The organism is Amycolatopsis iheyensis (assembly GCF_024703995.1).
GTDB lineage: Bacteria > Actinomycetota > Actinomycetes > Mycobacteriales > Pseudonocardiaceae > Amycolatopsis > Amycolatopsis iheyensis.
In genome coordinates, this window is sequence record NZ_JAMXQV010000003.1 from 355,800 (window position 1) to 371,872 (window position 16,073).

Sequence of the window (16,073 nt, forward strand, 5' to 3'; positions counted from 1 at the left end):
GTCACGACCGGCTTCCGGCGAGCTGCCGCGTGGGCGCGGCGCGGTCGGCGAGCGCGTGTCGGCAAAGGTCCACACAGGACACGACGGTGCCGATTTCGTCCTGCCGCTGCGGAAAGACGACCACGCCGGTGTTCCCGGCCGCGACCTGTTCGGCCGCTGCGACCGCCCGCCGCAGGGGGCGCACGACGACGAGTTCGTGCCAGGCGCCGACCAGCAGCGCCAGCACGGCGCCGAGCAGGGCGGCGGCCCGCGCCCGGTCCCGCACGACGTCGTCGCGAACACCGAGCGCGGCGACCGGCTGCTCGGCGACGACCACCCAGCCCAGCGCGGTGACCGGTCCCCGCCGGGCCAGCTCCCGCGCGGAGACGAGCAGATCGCGGTCGACCCGCGCCGGCGGCGGCCCGGTCCGCGCGGCGGCGGTCGCAGCGCGAAGCCCGGGATCGGCGAGCGGGTCGAAGGCGAGGTAGCCGTGGGTGTCGACGATGGTGCGGTCACCTTGGTCGACGACACGCACCCGCGCGCCGGCGGGCGTGAGCGGCTGGGCGAGCCGGGTGACGTCGAACTCGCCGACGAGCGCGCGCCCGTCCCCGAGCCGCGCGAACCCGTAGACGACGGGCACCCGGCCGCTGGTGTTGTGCTGCCGCAGGCCTTCCCCATCGGGAACGACGCCCTCCCGCAGCGGCACCCGGCCCCGGCGCGGGCCGGCATCGCCGGTTCGGTCGGTGAGGTAGACGCTGCGGAAGGCGGGATCCTGCCCGAGGCGGTCGAGGACGGGGCCGGGGTCGCCGTCGGGGAGGAGCCGGGCGGCGGTGCGCAGTTCGGACAGGCCCCCGGCGAGGGCGGACCGCACACCATCGGCGGCCCTCGCCAGCCTCAGATCTTGGCCGGCAGCGAGGGCGGGCGGGACGTCGGCGGGCTGGGTGCCGAGGGTGAGCAGGACGGCGGCGGACCAGGTGAGCAGGACGAGCACGACCAAGCCGACGAGCGCACGGGCGGGGATGCCTCGGCGGGGTGGCCGGGGGTTGGTCGCGGTGGTGATTTTCAGGGGGCCGAGGTGGAGAGCGGTGCTGGGGTTGGTTCGGAGCTGGTCGAGTTGCACGGTGGTGGTGGGGCCGGGCGCGGTCCGCACCCGGCGGGGCCTCGCCGCCGCCGCGGCGGCGGCGATTGTGTCCGCGGGGGCGGGGTTGGTTCGCAGTTGGTCGAGCTGCAAGGCAGTGGTGGGCGCGGGGGCGGTTCGCGCCCGGCCGTGCCCCGCTGCCGAGGCAACGCCCGCAGGCGGGGGATCGATCCCCGGCTCGCCGAGCTGCAAGGCAGTGGTGGGCGCGGGGGCGGTTCGCGCCCGGCCGTGCCCAGCCGCCGAGGCAACGCCCGCCGGCGGGGGATCGATCCCCAGCTCGCCGAGCCCCACCACCGATGCGGCGCCCGCCGATCCGAAATCCGCCCGCGCACCCAACAACCGGCGGCACCGCTCCAAAGCCACGGCGACCCGCCGCAACTCCGCCACCCGCCCCGGCCGAACCCGAACACCGGGCTCCCCGGCCGCGACCGCCACCGCGTCCAGCCGCAACCGCCGGAGCGGGATCACCAACCCACGCCGCAACAACAGCGTGCTCCCCGCCCCCAGCACCAGCAGCGCACCGCCGGCCGCCAGGCCCGGCCACGGCGCCGGCGCGCTGTCCGCGGGCAGCCACGCCGCCGTCAGGACCGCCACTCCGAGGTCGCCCGCCGGGGCGTGGGCCACCACCGGCACCAACGACCCGGGGCCCGGCGACGGCGGGCCCGTGAGCACCCCCGACCCGGCCGCGGTCGCCGCCGTGGTGAGCAACCCGGCCGTGGCCCGGTCGGCGGGGGCGCCGGAGGTCTCGAGGATCCGGCCGTCGGCCGTGACGAGGCGGGTGAGGTTCGGGGCCGCCGGGAGCCGCAACCGCGTCGACACCGCCAGGACCCGGCCGCCCGGCAAGGGGGTTGTGCTCAGCAGCAGCGGCATTCCGCCCACCGGTGTCGACGCGCGCACCACCGGGCGGCCCAGGTCCGCGCCCGCCAGTGCGTCGACGGGCACCGGCTCCCCGTGCGCGGCCAGCAGGGCGCGGCTCGCCGCGTCGAGCACCACCAGACCGCGCCACGCCGGGTGGACCGCGCTCAGCTCGCTCAACGCCGGATCACTCGACGTCGCCGCGACCGCGAGGCCGTGGGCGGCCGACGCGCCGACGGCCTTGGCGAGTGCTTCGGCGTCCCGGCGTTGTCCGTCCGCGACGCCGGCCGACACCGCCGGGGCGCCACCGAAGAGTGGGCTGAGGCCCAGCAAGCACGCGCAGGCGAGCAGGACGAACAGGACGAACCCGGTCGCCGAAGGTGCGCCCGCGCCGCCGGGGAAACCGGCTTCGGGGAGGCGGGCGCGGAGCCGGCCGGCCGGGGAGGACGTTGTGCCGCGGGTGCGCATGCACGCTCCTAGCGCGGACGGCCGTTGGCGTCCGCGATGACGGGGAAGGAGGACGGGCCCGGCGGCGGGGGACCGTCGACCCGATACGTTGAATGTTAGGAAAGTTTCTTTCCGAACGGGGATCAGGATGATCCCGCGCCGGGCGGGCTGTCAAGCCCTCGGGGAACGCTGCGTATTTGGAAGGTTACTTTACTAACCGGCGAACCGGCTGTATGGTTCGTCGCACCGCCGCCTTCAAGCAGTTCTGGTGTCAACCAGTCAGCTACGGAGGACCCCTTGAGCAGACGAGTGAACGTCGCGCACCCCGAGGCCACGACTTTCCCCGCGAGGCACGGGAACTCACCCGGATTCCGGACTTCCCCCGCTCGCGCCCGCCGATAACCAGAGTTCGTCTTCGCCGCGCGATTCTTCTTCCCTATTTCGGAGGTTCCCTTGTCACGCAAGAAAACCGGCGTGCTCGTGGCCGTGGCCGCGTGTGCCGCGGCCGGGCTCGGCGCGCTGAACCCGGCCGCCGTGGCCGCATCGGCGAACGCACCCGGCCCCGGCGCCCTGACCACCTTGGACACGTCCGCGGCCAACCGCGCCGCACCGGTGCCCGGTCTCTACGACTGGAGCAAGGCCGGCTTCCGCGGCGGCCAGGACCTGCCCGGCTCGGGCGCGGTCAACCCGAGCGCGAGCTGCCGGATCACCGCGGCCCAGCTGGCGAGCACGTACAAGGTCAAGCCGGACGACGGCGTCGACGACACCGCCGGCATCCAGTCGGCCATCGACAAGATCCACTCGTCCTGCTCGCCGTCGGGCAGCTACTCGAAGCTCAGCCTGATCACCTTCCCGGCCGGCCAGCTGAACGTCTCGCACGAGATCCACGTCGACGCGAACTACCTCATCCTGCGCGGCGCGGGCATGGACCAGACCAAGTTCGTCTACAAACCCGACAAGAACACCGAATACGACGTCGTCACACCGGACGGCGACCAGTGGGACCAGCACGAGATGAACTACGAGGACGGCTCCGGCGGCTGGCTGTGGCCCGGCCGCGGCCTGTTCCGCGTGCAGTCCCGGGGTGTCGACCCCAGCTACGCCAGCCAGTACAAGTCCGCGCCGGCCAACCGCAAGGACATCTTCGAGGGCACGATCAACGTGCACTGGAAGGCGGGCGCGAAGCTGCGTGAGAAGCCCGGCGACAAGGGCTTCGCGGCCCGCACCGGCGACAAGACCGTCTACCTGGCCACCAGCGCCAAGACGACGAACATGAAGGTCGGCGGCTTCATCAACATCCGCGCCGCCAACACGATGAAGTTCTACCAGTCGATGAACGCGGTCCCGACGACCTGGCCGCTGCAGAACCTGCACATGCGCCAGCAGTGGTTCACCATCACCGCGCTCGACACCAAGAACCACACGGTGTCCATCGACAAGCCGCTCGAGTACGACGTCCCGGTCGACTCCACTTCGGACGGTTCGGCGCCGATCGACGGCGCGACCTACGCGTCCAAGGCGTCGCCGATCGTCGACCCGATCGTCGGGGTCGGCTTCGAGGACTTCTCGTTCACCCAGGTCGCGCCGCCCGGCGTCACCCAGGAGCAGGCCAAGGACAACTACGGCAACCTGGCGCCGTCGCTGGCCATGCAGGGCATCGTGTTCAAGTGGGCCGCCAACTCCTGGGTCCGCAACACGCACGCGATCATGACCGGCTCGCACCCGATCGTCACCGAGGAGGCCAAGAACCTCCAGATCGTGAACAACGAGCTCGACGGCTCGTGGAACAAGGGCAAGGGCGGCAACGGCTACTTCCGCGGCTCCCGCGTCTGGGACTCGCTCTACGTCGGCAACACCACCCGCGACCTGCGGCACTTCACGTTCCAGTGGTCGGCTTCGGGCAACGTCGTGATCGGCAACGACATCGACTCCGACTTCAACATCCACGGCGGCTACGAACGCAACAACCTGTTCGAGCTCAACACGAACAAGGTCTCCTTCGCCCATCGCTCCGGCAACTGCACGGCGCACTGCGGTGACGAAGGCGGTGACGCCCCGGACGACTCGACGTGGTTCCCGATCTACTGGTCGACCGGGCAGAAGGCGGTCAAGTGGTCCGGCTCTTCGGGCCCGCGCAACGTCTTCTTCAACAACACCATGACCAAGCAGGTCACCGCCGGCGCCGCGTACACGCCGTACTACCCGGACCACACGAAGATCTACCAGTTCGGCTGGGACGGCAGCGCCTTCCACCACCTGGACGTCGGCGGCAAGCCGATCACCGACTGGGCGCACAACGAGCAGAAGGACTACACCCACGGCCACGGCGTCGACGACTCGAAGACGAGCACGGCGAAGTCGCTGTTCCTCAAGAACGCCGGCTGAAGGGAGCGCGTGATGTTCAAGACCCTCGCGGCGCTGTCCCTGGTGGGGCAGCTCGTCCACCCCGCGGCCACCACGATCGACGTCTCGACGGCCGCCCAGCTGACCGCGGCCCTCTCGGCGGCCAAGCCGGGCGACACGATCAAGCTGGCCGACGGCGACTACAGCGGCGCGTTCGTGGCGGCCAAGCCCGGCACCGCGGCGGCGCCGATCACCCTCGTCGGCGGCGCGAAAGCCGTGCTGCACGACCCGTTGTTCAACCCCGGCGACACCGACTGCCCGTCCGGGCAGACCGGGTACGGCCTCTGGCTGCAGGGTGCGAACTACTGGAACCTCAAGGGGTTCACCGTCAAGGACTCGAAGAAGGGGATCGTGCTGGACGGCGCTTCGCACGTCACCATCGACGGCGTCACCGTGCACGACATCGGCTACGAAGGCGTGCACTTCCGCAAGAGCAGCGCCTACGGCGTCATCAAGAACTCGACCGTCTACAACACCGGGAAGGAGCAGCCGGGCTACGGCGAGGGCGTCTACCTCGGCTCGGCCAACAGCAACTGGGAGTGCTACGGCGCCAACGGCGGCAAGGACCCCGACGCGAGCAACTACGTCCAGGTGCTCGACAACAAGATCGGCCCGAACGTCGCGGCGGAGGGCGTCGACATCAAGGAAGGCACGCACGACGGCGTGGTCTCGGGCAACACGCTCGACGGCACCGGCGAGAAGAACCAGAATTCCGCCGACTCCACGATCGACCTCAAGGGCGACAAGTACACGATCACCGGCAACAAGGTCACCCACCCGTACCTCGACGGCTTCCAGACGCACAACGTCTGGGGCAAGACCGGCTGCGGCAACACGATCACGAAGAACACGTTCACGCTGACGAACGCGCAGGGCTGGGGGATCAACTCGACCAACCAGAGCAGCTGCGTGTCGCAGAAGACGCCGAACGTGATCGGCGCTTCGAACACGGCGACCGGCGGGAAGGGGGTGTCGAAGACCCCGCTCACCCCGGGGAGCTGACCAGGTGACCCGCGTCGCCGCCTCCCGCCAGAGGCGGCGGCGCGGGCCCCGGTGCCTTTAGGCTGGCCGGGTGAACGAGCCGACCCCGCCGCGCATCCTGGTGATCGAGGACGCCGACGCGATCCGGCTGCCGGTCGAGTCGGCCCTGTCCGCCGCGGGGTTCTCGGTGCGTTCGCGGCCCGACGGCGCCGAGCTGGAGACCGAGCTCGCCACCGCCCGCCCGGACCTGGTGGTGCTGGACGTCATGCTGCCCGGACGCGACGGGTTCGAGCTGCTGCGGGTGATCCGGCGGACGTCGGCGGCCGGCGTGGTGATGCTGACCGCCCGCGACGGTGTCGAAGACCGGCTGCGCGGCCTCGGCGAAGGCGCCGACGACTACCTCGTGAAGCCGTTCGTGCTCGCCGAGCTGGTCGCGCGGGTGACCGCGGTGCTGCGCCGGACCGGGCGCACCCGGCCACCCGTCGAAATCGGCGAGCTGGTGATCGACGTCGAGGGCGGCCGGGCCCGCTACGGCGCCGCCGACGTCGAGCTGACCTCCACCGAGTGGAAGGTGCTGGTGTACTTCGCCCGGCATCGCGACCGGGTGGTCTCCAAGACGCAGGTCCTCACCGCGGTGTGGGGCTACGACGACTACGCGCCGAACCTCGTCGAGGTGAACGTCAGCACCCTGCGCCGCAAGCTCGAGGCGCACGGCCCGCGCGTGCTGCACACCGTGCGCGGCCAGGGCTACGTCCTGCGGGGTGAGCCGTGAGCCTGCGGCGCCGGGTCACCGTCACCGTGCTGGTGGTGCTCGCGGTCGTGCTGGTCGCGGTCGGCTTCGTCGTCGACACCGTGTTCCGCGCGCAGGCCGAGCGGGACGTCAGCGCGGTGCTCACCGCGCGCGTCCAGCTGGCCCAGCAGCTGGCCAAGCAGAACGTGGCGCCGCAGAACCTGCTGCGGCGCGTCGAGACGCGCGGGGTGCAGGGCGCGCTGTCGCTGCCCGACGGCACGTTCTTCGGCGCGGGTGACCTCCCGCCCGACGCGCGGATCCGCCAGGTGCGCGCGACGCTGACCGGGCCGCCGCGGATCGACGGCGCGAAGCTGACGCTCACCGCGGACGAGTCCCTCATCGCGGCCGCCGAGCAGAGCCTGCGGTGGGTGCTGCTGGCGACCGGGGTGGCCGCGCTGCTCGTCGCCGCGGTCGCGCTCGTGCTGGCGGTCCGGTTCGCCCTCGCGCCGCTCGACGCCATGACGCGCTTGGCGCGTTCCATCGTCTCCGGCGGGCGAGGTGGCCGGCTCGCGCCTCAGCGCACCTCGACCGAGCTGGGCCGCACGGCGGCGGCGTTCGACTCCGCCCTCGACGCGCTCGAAGGCGCCGAACGGGCCGCGCGGGCGTCGGAAGAACGGACGCGGCGGTTCGTCGCCGACGCCGCCCACGAGCTGCGGACCCCGCTCGCGGGGGTGCAGGCCGCGGCCGAGGCCCTGCTGCAGCAGCCGCCGGACACACCGCACGAGCAGCGGGAACAGCTGCAGCTGCTGGTGATCCGCGAGTCGCAACGGGCCGGGTGGCTCGTCGCCGACCTGCTGGACCTGGCCCGCCTGGACGCGGGTGCCGAGCTCGAGCGGCTCCCGGTGCCGCTGCTGGAGCTGGTCCGGGCTCAGGCGGAGCAGCTGGGGCTGACCGCGCCGGCGGTCTCGGTCGAGGTGACGGGCCCGGACACGGTCGTGCTCGGCGACCGCGCCCGGCTCACGCAGATCCTGGCCAACCTGACGGGCAACGCCGTCCGCGCGATGGCCGGCCGCGGCACGCTCACGCTGGAGGTCACGGCGGATGGTGTGACGGTGACGGATTCCGGCCCGGGCGTGCCGGGGCCCGAGCGCGAGCGGATCTTCGACCGCCTGGTCCGGCTCGACGAAGCCCGTGGCCAGGGTGGTTCGGGCCTGGGCCTGCCGATCGCTCGTGGGTTCGCCCGCGCGCACGGTGGCGACCTGTGGTGCGAGGCGGCGCCGGGTGGGGGAGCGCGGTTCCGGCTGGCCGGGCTGCCGCAGTCGTGAGTGTTCAGGGCGGTTCTAACCGCCCTGAACACTCACGACCAGCCGCGGCAGGGCGTCAGGCGAAGAGGTCTGTCATGCGGCCGTTGTGGCCGGGGAGCACCTGGCCCGCGTCCGCGCCCAGGACGTCCTCCAGCAGCGTCGCGTAGATGTCGCGGAAGTCGGTGGTGAGCTTCAGATCTCCGTCGTCGAGGTCGGTCAGGCTGGGCTCCGCGCCGTGGAAACCGCCCTTGACCTTCGGGCCGAGCACGAAGACCGGGCCCGCCGTGCCGTGGTCGGTGCCCTGGCTCGCGTTCGCCGTCACGCGCCGGCCGAACTCCGAGTAGACCAGCACCGTGGCCTGCTTGCCGCGGTCGGTCTTCGCCAGCCGCTGGGCGAACGGGGTCAGCGCGCCGTCCAGCTCGGTCAGCAGCCGCTGCTGGGTGCCGCGTTCGTCGGCGTGCGTGTCGAAGCCGCCCAGCGACACCGAATACGCGCGCGTCGGCACGCCCGCCTCGATCAGCCCGGCGACGACGTCGAGCTGCGCCGCCAGCTCGCCCTTGGCCTTCTGCCCGTCCTTCGTGGACTTCCCGAACGTCTGCGCCGCCCGGTGCAGGTCGGTCACCGACCGCGCCGCGCGTGCCTGCCAGTACCCTTCGCCGGCCTGGGCGGCGCCGAGGCCGCCGAACGCCTGGCCCAGCGCGCCGTCCGGGAGCTTCAGCCCGCCCACGGGCAGCGAGGCCGCGGCGGTGCGCTCCCCGGCCAGCAGCGGCGGCAGCACCGGGTCGACCGACACCGCGCGCAGCGGGTCGTCGCCGGTCGCGTCCAGCCAGCGGCCGAGCCAGCCGGTCGGCACCGACGTCTCCGGCGACGCCGTCTGCCAGATCGCCATCGAGCGGAAGTGGCTGTGGTCCGGTTTCGGGTAGCCGACGCCGCGCAGCACCGCGAGCCGACCGCCGTCCCAGAGGCCCTTGAGGCCCTTCATGCCCGGGTTCAGCCCCAGCCCGTCACCGAGGTCGAGGACCTCTTCCGGTCGGTAGGCCAGCTCGGCCCGGGCGCTCTGGTAAGCCGGGTCGCTCGCCGGGACGACGGTGTTGAGGCCGTCGTTGCCGCCGTAGAGGGTGACGACCACGAGCACGCCCGCGTCCGGGTCGAGGGGGTCGATCTCCGCGGCCGACATGAGGTGGCCCCAGTCGACCTGCGTTGCGCCGGCGGCCAGTGCCGCGGCGGCCGTCACGCCGGTCGCGGTGAGGAACCTGCGACGGTTCACCTGCTGCACTCTTCGTCACCCGCTCACTACGTATTCGGGGGCACAAGCGGCCACTGTGGACAGTTGCCGCGCGTTGCCGGCGACCCCGGCCAGCGCGGCACGCGTGCGGTCCGACCAGGCGTCGACGCCGAGCAGGTCGCCGATCGCGGCGACCTTGTCCCGCGCCTTCGTCACCGCGCCGAGGTCCGCGTGCGCGGCGACCAGCTGCGCCGCGTGCAGGCGCGCCACACCCGCCGACGTCGTCAGCCACGCGCCGCCGGCCGCCCAGCCCCCGACGCTGGGCGGCTGGAAGGGCACCTGACCCATCCCGCGCAACGCGGCCGACAGCTGCGCGCGGGTCTTCTCGTCGAGCTTCCCCGGCCGCACGCCCAGGGCGCGCAGGAGCCCGGCCAGCCATTCGACCGGCTGCTTGACCAGCGACGTCGCGCTGTCGTGGAACGCCGGTTCGTCGGTGATCGCGCGCAGCAGCGCCCGGATGTCGCGGCGGCTCCCGTAGGCGGCGACGAGCCGGTTGAGCGTGCCGGCCGGCGGCGGGGTCGAGGACACGAGCCGGAACCACACCCGCCCGGCCACGAACGGCGCCGATTCGGGCCGGCTCAGCACGAGGTCCACAAAGGACTGAGCAGCGAAGTCGCTTTCGGTGCCGAGGATCCGCTTGACGCCGTCGTCGTGCCGCTTGGCGACGAGCTGCGCGCCGGTGGTGCCCCGGTCGGCGGTCCAGCCGGTGAGCGCCCGGGCGGCCTCGCGGACGTCGTCTTCGGTGTAGTGGCCGACGCCGAGGGTGAACAGCTCCATGAACTCGCGGGAGAGGTTCTCGTTCGGCTTGCCGGCCTTGTTCTTGTTCCCGTCGAGCCACAGCAGCATCGCCGGGTCGACGACCATCGCCCGGGCGAGGTCGGTGAAGCTGCCGAGCGCGTGGTCGCGCTGGGTCCGGTTCTGCGCGAGCATCAGCCGCGGGCTGCGCACCTTCTGCTCGCTGGTCGCGAAGTGGCCGTGCCAGAACCAGGTCAGCCGTTCGACGGACGCGAGGTCGGCGGCCGCCATCCGGTCCAGCCACCACCCGGCGGCCTGGGTCGCCTGGGCCTGCGTCTGCTTGCGGGCCTGCTGCTTGGCGGCCTGGTCGGCGTTCTTGCCTGGCTTGTCCGGCGGCGGGCCGGGATCGGGCATGGGGGTCGCGGCCGCGCCGGCGTCCGGGCCACCGGCCAGCAGCCGGTCGCGGGTCTCGGCGAACCCGCGGTCGAGATCACCGGCCCGCGGCCCGAAGCCGAGGCGGTCGTGCAGCCGCCGGACCGCGGCTCGTTCGGAGAGCACCACCATACGGGTGATGGTGCCCTGCTCAGGCGGGGTGAAGCGACCGGCAGGCGGGTTCCTTAAGCCGATCCACAGCTGGGCCGACGGCGGAGGCGGGCGCGGCGCAGGACCGGCGCGGAGCCTCGGCGGCCGGTCGGGCATCGCGGCCAGCTGCCGCCGGCTTACGCGCAGAGCCTGGTCCGAGGAGGGCCGGCGGCGGAACCAGACCCGGCGCGAAGCTCGGCGGCGGGTGGGGCGCCGGAGCGACCCGCCGCGGGCGCTCGGGCGAGCGGCTGACGGTTCCTCAAGCCGACCGCATCCGCGGATCCTGCGACGGGTCGGCGTACATCGGCGGGCACCCACCCTCGGCCGCCTCCGGGCACAGCTCGAAGTGCCACGGCTCGTTCCGGTACACCCGGCACAGCCCGTACGCGGCGCCGTGCTCCGAAAGCCACGCCGCCGCGGCGGGCGGGCCGATGTCGACCGCCAGTCCGCGCACGTGGGCCGACGTCTCCGGGGTGGCCACCCAGCGGGCCGCCGCCTCCTCCGAGCCGTACCTCGCCACCGCCTCGCGCCGCAGCCGGGCCTGGTGCTCGGGGGAGCGCCAGCCGCTGTTCACCACGAAGCCGACGTCCGCGGCCGCGCGGCGGAGGGCGGTCCGCAGGCCGGGGTCGAGGTTGGCCACCGCCGGGACGTCGTCGAACACCGTCACGGCGCCGAGCGCCGGTTCGCTGGAGGGCATGCCTCCAGGAGAGGCCACGCCGTGTTGCCGGCCCGTATCCGGTTTTCGATAAGCCCGCGATAAGGGCCGGTCCGTAGCATCGAAGCATGCGTGTGCTGCTCGTCGAGGACGAACCGTACCTGGCCGAGGCCATCCGCGACGGGCTGCGGCTGGAGGCGATCGCGGCCGACATAGCCGGCGACGGCGACACCGCGCTCGAGCTCCTGGGCGTCAACTCCTACGAGCTCGCCGTCCTCGACCGCGACATCCCCGGCCCGTCCGGCGACGAGGTCGCGCAGCGGATCGTCGCCTCCGGCAGTGGCATCCCGATCCTCATGCTCACCGCCGCCGACCGGCTCGACGACAAGGTCACCGGGTTCGAGCTCGGCGCCGACGACTACCTCACCAAGCCGTTCGAGCTGCAGGAGCTGGTGGTCCGGCTGCGGGCGCTGGATCGCCGCCGCGCGCACCACCGGCCGCCGGTGCGGGAGCTCGCCGGGCTGCGGGTGGACCCGTTCCGCCGCGAGGTCTACCGCGACGGCCGGTACGTCGCGCTGACCCGCAAGCAGTTCGCGGTGCTGGAGGTGCTCGTCGCGGCCGAAGGCGGTGTCGTCAGCGCCGAAGAGCTGCTCGAACGGGCCTGGGACGAGAACGCCGACCCGTTCACCAACGCCGTCCGCATCACCGTCTCGGCCCTGCGCAAGCGGCTCGGCGAACCCTGGCTGATCGCCACGGTCGCCGGCGTCGGCTACCGGATCGACACCGGCCACGACCGTGGGTAGGCCGCCCGGGCTGAGCGTCCGCCTCAAGCTCACCCTGAGCTACGCCGGGTTCACCATGCTCGCGAGCGTCGTCCTGCTCGGGGCCATGTGGTTGTTCCTGCTGTACTACCAGCGGCTGGGCCTGGAGACCATGCCGGTGGTGATCTCGCCGCCCGGGCGCGCCCTCATCCGCGCCTTCGTGCCGTCCGCGATCGCGGTGCTGGTCTTCATGCTGGTGTTCGGCCTGGCCGGGGGCTGGTTCCTGGCCGGGCGGATGCTCGCGCCGCTGACCCGGATCACCGACGCCACCCGCACCGCCGCGGCCGGGTCGCTCTCGCACCGCGTCCGCCTCCCCGGCCGCCGCGACGAGTTCCGCGAGCTCGCCGACGCCTTCGACACCATGCTCGAGCGGCTCGAATCCCACGTCGCCGCCCAGCGGCGGTTCGCGGCCAACGCCTCCCACGAGCTCCGCACCCCGCTGACGGTCACCCGCACGCTGCTCGACGTCGCCCGGCGCGACGGCGAAGCCGGCGAACTCGTCGAGCGCCTGCACGTCGTCAACACCCGGGCGATCGAGCTCACCGAGGCGCTGCTCGTGCTCAGCCGGGCCGGCCAGCGGGCCTTCACCCGGGAGGACGTCGAGCTGTCGCTCATGGCGGAAGAAGCCGCCGAAACGCTCCTGCCGCTGGCGGAAAAACGCGGCGTCACCGTCGAGACCCTCGGCGACCCGGCCCCGGCCGCGGGCTCACCGGCGCTCCTGCAGCAGCTGACGACGAACCTGGTGCACAACGCGATCGTCCACAACCTGCCCGCCGACGGCGCGGTGTGGGTCACGACCGCCGCCCAGCCGGGCACGGTCGAACTGACCGTCGAGAACACCGGCGAAAAGCTGACCCCGCACGAGGTTTCGACGCTGGCGGAACCGTTCCTGCGCGGCGCCGAACGCACCCGCTCCGGCCACGACGGCGTCGGGCTCGGCCTGGCGATCGTCGACAGCATCACCCAGGCCCACGACGGCACCGTGACCCTCGTCCCGCGGGCCGAGGGCGGCCTCCTGGTCACGGTGCGCCTGCCGCGGTGAAGTCCTTGCGGTAAGTGTGCGAAGTGGACATTCGCCGGTACCCGATCCCTTCGTAGAACGGGTGGGACTCGGGCCGCGCGACGTTCGACCGGACCACGACCGTGCGCAGCCCGAGCTCCGCGGCCCACCGCTCGGCCGCCCGCACCAGCGCGTGGCCGACACCGGCGCGGCGGGCCGTCGCGGCCACCACCAGGCCCGTGATCTCGGCGCGCTCGTCCTGGTGCAGCATGACCGACCGCCGTTCGACGCCGACGTAGCCGGCGATGCCGGTGGCGGTGGCCGCGACCAGGACCCGCTGGGTGGCCGAAGCCAGGACGACCGCGAGGCGGCCGGTCACCGTGTCGACGTCGGCCGGGTAGCCGAGCTGGGTCAGCAGGCCGGTGAGGCGCGCGGCATCCGCGAGCCGCACCGGCCGGATCTCGTGGTCAGCCGATGGGGAAGTCAAAGTACGTGTCCGGGTAGGGTTCGTCGGTCAGCGTGTAGTGCCACCACTCGCAGTCGTACCGGCGGAAGCCGCTGGCCTCCATGATGGACCGCAGGTGCCGCCGGTTGCGTGCCTCGTCCTCGGTGATCCCGCTCGCGTCGTGGTGGGAGATCGCGTCCATCAGGTCGTGGTCGCCGCCCATCGGGGCGAGCTCGGCGGTGTCGAGGTGGTAGAGCGTCAGGTCGACCGTGCTGCCGCGGCTGTGCCCGGACTTCGCGGCCACGTAACCCTTTTCGAACATCTCGGCCCGGTCGATCTTCGGGTAGTGCCGCGGTTTCGTGCGGCCGTCCTCCGGGCGCTTCGCCCAGCGCAGGAAGCAGTCCACGGCACGTTGCGGCCGGTAGCCGTCCCACAGCAGCAACCCGAAACCGCGGGACTCGGCCTCTTCCTGGGCGCTCGCCAGAGCCACGCCCAGTGCCCGCGTGCCGACGACCCGGTTGGCCAGGTACCCGTCCACCGGCTTGCCGGTGAAGTTGTCCCACGTCGCGTACTTGGCGTCCCAGCGGATCCCGGGCGCGAACTCGTCCACGAACACGAAGCCGTCCTTCACCGGGACTTTCCCGTCAGGGCCAGCGATACCATGCGGTCGAGCACCTCGCCGAGCGGGATCCCCGCCGCGGCCATCATCCTCGGGTAGCGGCTGTAGGAGGTCATCCCGGGCAGGGTGTTGACCTCGTTGAGCACCACGGTCCCGTCACCGGTCAGGAACATGTCCACACGCGACAGTCCACGGCAGCCGAGCGCACGGTAGACGGCCTTCGCCGTCTCGAGCACGAGTGCGCGCGACTCCGCCGGGATGTCCGCCGGGACGACGAACGTCGAGTTCTCGGAGCCGCTTTCGGGGTTGGCTTCCTGGTGGATCTTGAAGAAGCCGTGGGTGAGCGCGACCCGGTCCGGCTCGCCCGCGACCAGGTCCGGATCGTTCCCCAGCAGGGAAACCCCGATCTCCTGACCGGCGACCGCCGCTTCGATCAGCACCTTCGCGTCGTACTTCCGCGCGGTCTCCACCGCCTCGGCCAGCTCTTCGCCGCTCGTCACCTTGCTGACGCCGAAGGAGGACCCCGAGCGGGCCGGCTTGACGAACACGGGATAGGTGAGCTCGCCGGGATCGACCTGCTCGTCCGCCGGCACGGTCCGGAAGTCCGGCGTCGCGATCCCCGCGGCGCGGACGACGAGGTAGGTGAGGGACTTGTCCATGCACAGCGCGGAGCCGGCGACGTCACAGCCGGCGTAGGGCACGCCGGCGAGCTCCAATAAACCCTGCATCGCGCCGTCCTCACCGAGCCGGCCGTGCAGCAGCGGCAGGACGACGTCGAGCCGGACCGCCCGGTACCCGCCCGGTTCCAGGACGAGCAGCCCGTGGACCTCGCGGTCCGGCGACAGCACGACCGGGCGGCCTTCGCTTTCCCAGCCCGGGCCGGGGCCGTCGCAGAGCTTCCACGCGCCGTCTTGGGTGATGCCGATCCAGAACGGCTCGTACTTCTCGGTGTCGAGGTGGTTCGCGACCTCGCGCGCCGACTTGACGGAGACGGGATGCTCTTCGGTGGCGCCGCCGAAGATGATCCCGACCTTGACCTTATCCATGCTGTTCCCCGCTTTCGAAGCTCAGGCAGTTGACGAGACAGTTTTCGACCGTGTCGCTCAGGGCGTGGTCGGTGTAGTAGGCCGTGTGCGGGCTGATCAGCACGTTCGGCAGCTTCTGCAGCCGCGCCAGGGCTTCGCTCTCGGGGAAGCCCTGGTGCTCGGCGTAGAAGATCCCCTCCTCGCCTTCGAGGACGTCCAGCGCCGCACCGCCCAGCCGGCCGCTTTCCAGCGCCTCGACCAGGGCTTCGGTGTCCAGGAGCGGGCCGCGGCCGGTGTTGATCACGACCGCGCCCGGCTTCAGCCGCGCGATGCGGGCCCGGTCGAGGAGGTGGTGGGTGTCCGCGGTCAGCGGCGTGTGGAGCGTGACGACGTCGCTCAGCAGCAGGAGCTCGTCGAGCGAGGTGTAGTCGGCGGAGTTGCGCGGGCGGATGTCGTGGGCCAGCACGCGGCAGCCGAAGCCCCGCAGCCGGTCCAGCACCGCGACGCCGATGCGCCCGGTCCCGATGACCCCGACGGTCAGGTCGCGCAGCTCCCGCCCCCGCACGTCGTTCAGCCGGTAGTCGTGCACGTCCGCGCGGCGGAGCAGCGTTTTGACGTCCCGCGCCACCATCAGCATCAGCATCACGGTGTAGTCGGCGACGCTGTCCGGTGAATAGGCGACGTTCCCGACGGTGATGCCGACGCTGTTCGCGTAGCCGACGTCGAGGTGGTTGAAGCCGATGCTGCGCGTGGAGATGTACCGCACGCCGGCCTGGGCGAGTGCGCGCAGGGTGGCGTTGGTGATCGCGTGCTTGTGCGCCACGCTGATGCAGCGGTTTCCGCGCGCCAGCTCGACGTTGGCCTCGGAAACCGCGGCCTCGGTGAGGGTCGGCACGACGCCGCAGCGTGGCGCCAGCTCGAGGAACAACGCGGCCTCGTCCGGCGCGCAGCCGTAGATCGTGATGCCCAGAGCCGTGTCGGTCATGCCCGCCAGTCAAGGCGAAGCGGTGTTGCCGTCCCGTATGCGTTTTCCGATACGCGGGCGATACACCGGAGCGAGCCGCCGCGG

14 protein-coding genes are annotated in these 16,073 nt (G+C 72.4%); 6 read left to right on the top strand and 8 right to left on the bottom strand.

The features are described from left to right. Position 1: 1 nt before the first annotated feature. Positions 2-2,440, bottom strand: a complete 2,439-nt coding sequence (locus M8542_RS08900) for a HAMP domain-containing protein (RefSeq protein ID WP_257919552.1) — start codon at positions 2,438-2,440, stop codon at positions 2-4. 432 nt (positions 2,441-2,872) lie between these two features. On the opposite strand from M8542_RS08900, the gene M8542_RS08905 reads away from it, so the two are divergent. The 4 genes from M8542_RS08905 to M8542_RS08920 all read left to right on the top strand — a co-directional run bounded on the left by M8542_RS08905 (position 2,873) and on the right by M8542_RS08920 (position 7,858). Continuing rightward, positions 2,873-4,804 carry a hypothetical protein gene (locus tag M8542_RS08905; RefSeq protein ID WP_257919553.1) on the top strand — a complete coding sequence of 644 codons (1,932 nt, stop codon included), beginning with the start codon at positions 2,873-2,875 and terminating at the stop codon, positions 4,802-4,804. A 12-nt stretch (positions 4,805-4,816) separates the two neighbouring features. After that, positions 4,817-5,824 carry a right-handed parallel beta-helix repeat-containing protein gene (locus M8542_RS08910; RefSeq protein ID WP_257919554.1) on the top strand — a complete coding sequence of 336 codons (1,008 nt, stop codon included), beginning with the start codon at positions 4,817-4,819 and terminating at the stop codon, positions 5,822-5,824. 70 nt (positions 5,825-5,894) lie between these two features. After that, entirely contained in the window at positions 5,895-6,575 is a 681-nt protein-coding gene (locus tag M8542_RS08915) for a response regulator transcription factor (protein WP_257919555.1), read from the top strand. Further along, entirely contained in the window at positions 6,572-7,858 is a 1,287-nt protein-coding gene (locus tag M8542_RS08920) for an ATP-binding protein (RefSeq protein ID WP_257919556.1), read from the top strand. The genes M8542_RS08915 and M8542_RS08920 overlap by 4 nt, the downstream gene beginning before the upstream one ends. 55 nt (positions 7,859-7,913) lie before the next feature. Here the strand turns inward: M8542_RS08920 and M8542_RS08925 are convergent, their stop codons facing one another. The 3 genes from M8542_RS08925 to M8542_RS08935 all read right to left on the bottom strand — a co-directional run bounded on the left by M8542_RS08925 (position 7,914) and on the right by M8542_RS08935 (position 11,136). After that, positions 7,914-9,113, bottom strand: coding sequence for a DUF1501 domain-containing protein (locus M8542_RS08925; RefSeq protein ID WP_257919557.1), 1,200 nt, complete (start codon positions 9,111-9,113; stop codon positions 7,914-7,916). Positions 9,114-9,119: 6 nt separating this feature from the next. Then, positions 9,120-10,421, bottom strand: coding sequence for a DUF1800 domain-containing protein (locus M8542_RS08930; protein ID WP_257919558.1), 1,302 nt, complete (start codon positions 10,419-10,421; stop codon positions 9,120-9,122). Between the two features lie 277 nt (positions 10,422-10,698). After that, a complete protein-coding gene (locus tag M8542_RS08935; RefSeq protein ID WP_257919559.1) occupies positions 10,699-11,136 on the bottom strand; it encodes a M15 family metallopeptidase in 438 nt (145 codons plus the stop codon). Between the two features lie 86 nt (positions 11,137-11,222). Here M8542_RS08935 and M8542_RS08940 point away from each other — a divergent pair, with 86 nt between their 5' ends. After that, positions 11,223-11,897: a response regulator transcription factor gene (locus M8542_RS08940; protein ID WP_257919560.1), complete on the top strand. Its 675-nt coding sequence runs from the start codon at positions 11,223-11,225 to the stop codon at positions 11,895-11,897. Further along, a complete protein-coding gene (locus M8542_RS08945) occupies positions 11,890-12,957 on the top strand; it encodes a sensor histidine kinase (RefSeq protein WP_257919561.1) in 1,068 nt (355 codons plus the stop codon). Before M8542_RS08940 ends, M8542_RS08945 begins: the two co-directional genes overlap by 8 nt. Here M8542_RS08945 and M8542_RS08950 read toward each other — a convergent pair. Genes M8542_RS08950 through M8542_RS08965 form a run of 4 tightly spaced genes read right to left on the bottom strand, consistent with a single transcriptional unit; the run spans position 12,935 to position 15,989 of the window. Continuing rightward, positions 12,935-13,366 carry a GNAT family N-acetyltransferase gene (locus M8542_RS08950; protein ID WP_257919562.1) on the bottom strand — a complete coding sequence of 144 codons (432 nt, stop codon included), beginning with the start codon at positions 13,364-13,366 and terminating at the stop codon, positions 12,935-12,937. The two genes, M8542_RS08945 and M8542_RS08950, sit on opposite strands and share 23 nt — an antisense overlap. A 16-nt stretch (positions 13,367-13,382) precedes the next feature. Next, entirely contained in the window at positions 13,383-13,991 is a 609-nt protein-coding gene (vanX, locus tag M8542_RS08955; protein WP_257919563.1) for a D-Ala-D-Ala dipeptidase VanX, read from the bottom strand. Beyond that, positions 13,988-15,025 (bottom strand): D-alanine--(R)-lactate ligase, encoded by a 1,038-nt coding sequence (gene vanA, locus M8542_RS08960; RefSeq protein WP_257919564.1) that lies wholly within the window; start codon positions 15,023-15,025, stop codon positions 13,988-13,990. Before vanA ends, vanX begins: the two co-directional genes overlap by 4 nt. Beyond that, a complete protein-coding gene (locus M8542_RS08965) occupies positions 15,018-15,989 on the bottom strand; it encodes an NAD(P)-dependent oxidoreductase (RefSeq protein WP_257919565.1) in 972 nt (323 codons plus the stop codon). Before M8542_RS08965 ends, vanA begins: the two co-directional genes overlap by 8 nt. Positions 15,990-16,073: the final 84 nt, after the last annotated feature.